We start from the raw sequence: 3105 nt of genomic DNA, 5'->3' as shown, positions 1-3105 counted from the left end.
AAGGCCTTGAGGGCGTCGCCCAGGATGTGGGTCAGCCGACAGCTCGGCGTGATGACGCAACGGTTGTCCGGCGCGAAGCATTCCACCAGGGCGAGATCCTGCTCCGTGTCGCGGATCAGTGCCCCCAGGTTGATGCTCTCCGGGGCGCGCTGGAGGTACATGCCGCCGTTCTTGCCGCGAACGGTTCGGATGTAGTCCGACTGGCTGAGTCCGTAGACCACCTTCATCACGTGGTTACGGGAGATGTCGTAGCGCTCGGCGATCTCGCTGATCGTCGCGAACCGGTCTTCCTTGACACCGAGGTACATGAGCACGCGCAGGCAGTAGTCGGTGTAGAGGGTCAATCGCATGGGCTGGGAGCCTCCGCTGACGCGTTACCCGGAGGTGACGCGGTGTGCATCGTGTTGAGTGTACCGTCCGACGGACAGTCATACCATCGATGAGATACCTCTAAAGAGGTAGTTATTTGTGATTCATCATGTCAGCCGTATGACCACGCCCAGAGCGACCACCCCCGCGAGCCAGGCGCTGACCGAGTGGCGCAGCAGCGGCGAGGCGCCACGCAGCCCCATGAACGAGTCGATCACCGTGCGCCCCTTGATCACGGTCAGCGCCGCCACCGCCGGCGTAAGCCAGGGGGCAGGCACCACCGTGGCTGCCAGTGCCGCGGCGACGGTCAGCGCGAGCAGCATGATCCAGTGCTGCGACAGTGTCTCGGCCCGGCTCATGGCAGCACGTAGAGCAGCGGGAAGAGCGCGAGCCATACCAGATCCACCATGTGCCAGTAGCTCGCCGCGCTCTCCGGGGCCCTGAGCCCCTCGTCGTCGTAATCGCCCCGCCGGCACCGCCGGGCCACTGCCGCCAGCACGATCATGCCCAGCACCACGTGCATAAGGTGGAACACCGTGGTGAAGAAGTAAAAGAAATGAAAGGTGCTCGTGCGCAGATTGTATCCCGCGGCGGCGAGGTCGGCGTATTCACCGAGCTTGACGGCCACGTAGCCGGCGCCGGCCAGCGTCGCGGCCAGGAACCACGGCGCGCAGCGGCGCGGGCCCTCCGCGGCGGCGGCGTCGATGCCGCGGGCGACGAGGTAGCTGCCCGTCAGCAGCATCACGGTGTTGGCCAGGCCGGCGACGGGGTGCAGTCCGGCACGCCCGGCCGCGAACACCTCCGGAGCCAGCGCGCCGGCGACGATCAGGCTGGCGAGCAGGGCGCCGAACACGGCGAGCTCGGCGAGGATGAACCACCACATCGCCAGATCGCCCGGCACGGCATAGGCGCCGGGGCGCGCGGTGTCAGCGGCTGCATCGCTCATGCCGTCGCCTCCGTGAGCAGCAGGTAGAGCCGCGGCAGCAGCTCCGGCAGGGCCTGGGCCCGGTGGAGCAGGGCGTGGTGGCGCTGGCCGAAGAGGTAAGGCAGGTAGTCCGCCGCCTCCTGGTCGATGGTCACGCAGAAGGGTGTGACGCCGGCGCGGCGCGCCTCCAGCAGGGCGTGGCGCGTGTCCTCCAGCCCGTAGCGCCCCTCGTAGACGTCCAGGTCGTTGGGCTTGCCGTCGGTGAGCAGCAGCAGCAGGCGCTGGGAGGCCGGCTGCTCGGCGAGGATCTCGGTGGCCTGGCGCACCGCCGCGCCCATGCGGGTGTAGTAGCCCGGGCGCAGCGCGTGGATGCGGCCGTGGGCGGTCTCACCCCAGGGCTCGGCGAAGTTCTTGAGCAGGCTGAAGCGCACGTGGGAACGCCGGCGCGAGGAGAAGCCGTACATGGCGAAGCGGTCGCCGCCGGCGTCCAGGGCCTCGCCGAGCAGGTGCAGGCTGTCGCGCACCACCTCGATCACCTGGTGGTCGTCGTCCACCCAGGCCTCGGTGGACAGCGACAGGTCCGCGAGCACGAGGCAGGCCAGGTCGCGCTGCTGCTCCCGCGGATCCGCCCACAGGCGTGGCGCCGTGTCGGCCCGGCCGCGGCGGCGGGCGGTGCGGTGCTCGATGCACGCGGGCAGGTCCAGGGCCCGGCCGCTGGCCTGGCGGCGCTGCCAGTAACGCTCGGGGCGCAGGGCCTCGAAGCGGCGCCGCAGCCGCGCGGCCGGGGCAGCAAGGTGGGTGGGAATGGCCATCGGTGCGGCGTCCCGGGGCAGCAGGGGCACGACCCGGCAGTGCCGGGGGCGCAGCTCGCCCCGGCGCCAGTCCCATTCCGGCAGCAGCCGGCCGTCGCCGAGGGGCGTGTCGTCGTCGCCGGCAGCGGGAAGGTCGAGATCCAGACGCAGGCGTGAGGCCGGCGCCGTGCCGGTGCGGCTGAGGCTGAGCCGGTCCAGGTCCTCGGCGACCCGCGGGGCGTCCTCGTCCTCGCTGTCGTCCACGGTCCGGTCCACGGGGACGTACTCCGACCACGAGAACAGGCTCTCGAGCCGGAAGACGATCAGCCCGCTGCGGCCGTCCGTGTCCTCGACGTACTCCGCGGCCTTGCGCCCCCGGCCCCGCGGCGGCGTGCCGGCGGTGGTCTCCGTGGCGTCGTCATCGCGTTCCGCCGGCGTCGGGGCCGTGCCGGTTTCCGGAGCCGGGTAGAGCCAGACCGGGACCGGTTCCGGCTGGCCCCGCGCCGCCGGCAGCGCCGTCCGGCTGCCGGGGTCCTCCAGTGCGGCGCGGATCGCGGCCTCGCGGCGCCCTTCCGCACGGCCGAGCCGGTCCGGATCGCGGCGCGCGGCGAGCGTCGCCGCCACCAGCCGCCGGTACACCGGTGTCAGGCCGGGGAAGGCCGCAAGGGTTCGCCGGACCGCGGCCTGGTTGCCGGTGAACCAGTCCCCGCCGTGGGGATCGGAGCGGCTGGCGAGCGCTATCAGCCAGAGGTAGAGGTCGCGGTTGCGCCCGGCGTCCGGAAAGCAGGCGATGCGCTCGGGCACGCAGACCCGCTCGCCGTCACGCCATGCCAGCGGATGGCGGTGGCCGGTGCCGGCCACGCGCTCCAGCCAGCGTCGGCGGGCCCGGACCGCCCGCGGCGTGGCGGCGGTGACGCGCAGGCCGGCGTCGCCGCCGAGGGCACGGAGCACGAGCCCGAGCCGGGCCTGCTCGTCGGCGAGCGCCACCGCCGCCTCGGGGTGGTCCCGCCGCGCGAGGCG

General features: G+C 72.4%; 4 protein-coding genes. All 4 read right to left on the bottom strand.

What is annotated here, in order from left to right:
• On the bottom strand, nt 1–350 hold a 350-nt coding region (locus G7A99_RS17335; RefSeq protein WP_163142478.1), incomplete at its 3' end, for an Rrf2 family transcriptional regulator.
• A 126-nt stretch (nt 351–476) separates the two neighbouring features.
• Nucleotides 477–728, bottom strand: a complete 252-nt coding sequence (locus G7A99_RS17330; protein WP_018718916.1) for a cytochrome C oxidase subunit IV family protein — start codon at nt 726–728, stop codon at nt 477–479.
• Nucleotides 725–1315: a cytochrome c oxidase subunit 3 gene (locus G7A99_RS17325; protein ID WP_018718915.1), complete on the bottom strand. Its 591-nt coding sequence runs from the start codon at nt 1313–1315 to the stop codon at nt 725–727. The genes G7A99_RS17330 and G7A99_RS17325 overlap by 4 nt, the downstream gene beginning before the upstream one ends.
• A partial coding sequence (locus tag G7A99_RS17320; protein WP_163142475.1) for a nitric oxide reductase activation protein NorD occupies nt 1312–3105 on the bottom strand: 1794 nt, incomplete at its 5' end. The genes G7A99_RS17320 and G7A99_RS17325, both read right to left, overlap by 4 nt.

It is taken from the genome of Arhodomonas sp. KWT (genome assembly GCF_010993615.1).
Note: the sequence above shows the minus strand (reverse complement) of the source record. Positions and strands in the feature narration are given on the sequence as shown.

Excerpts from the sequence above, each read along its gene's own strand:
- G7A99_RS17325 (WP_018718915.1), bottom strand. The coding sequence starts at position 1,315 with ATGAGCGATGCAGCCGCTGACACCGCGCGCCCCGGCGCCTATGCCGTG.
- G7A99_RS17330 (WP_018718916.1), bottom strand. The coding sequence starts at position 728 with ATGAGCCGGGCCGAGACACTGTCGCAGCACTGGATCATGCTGCTCGCG.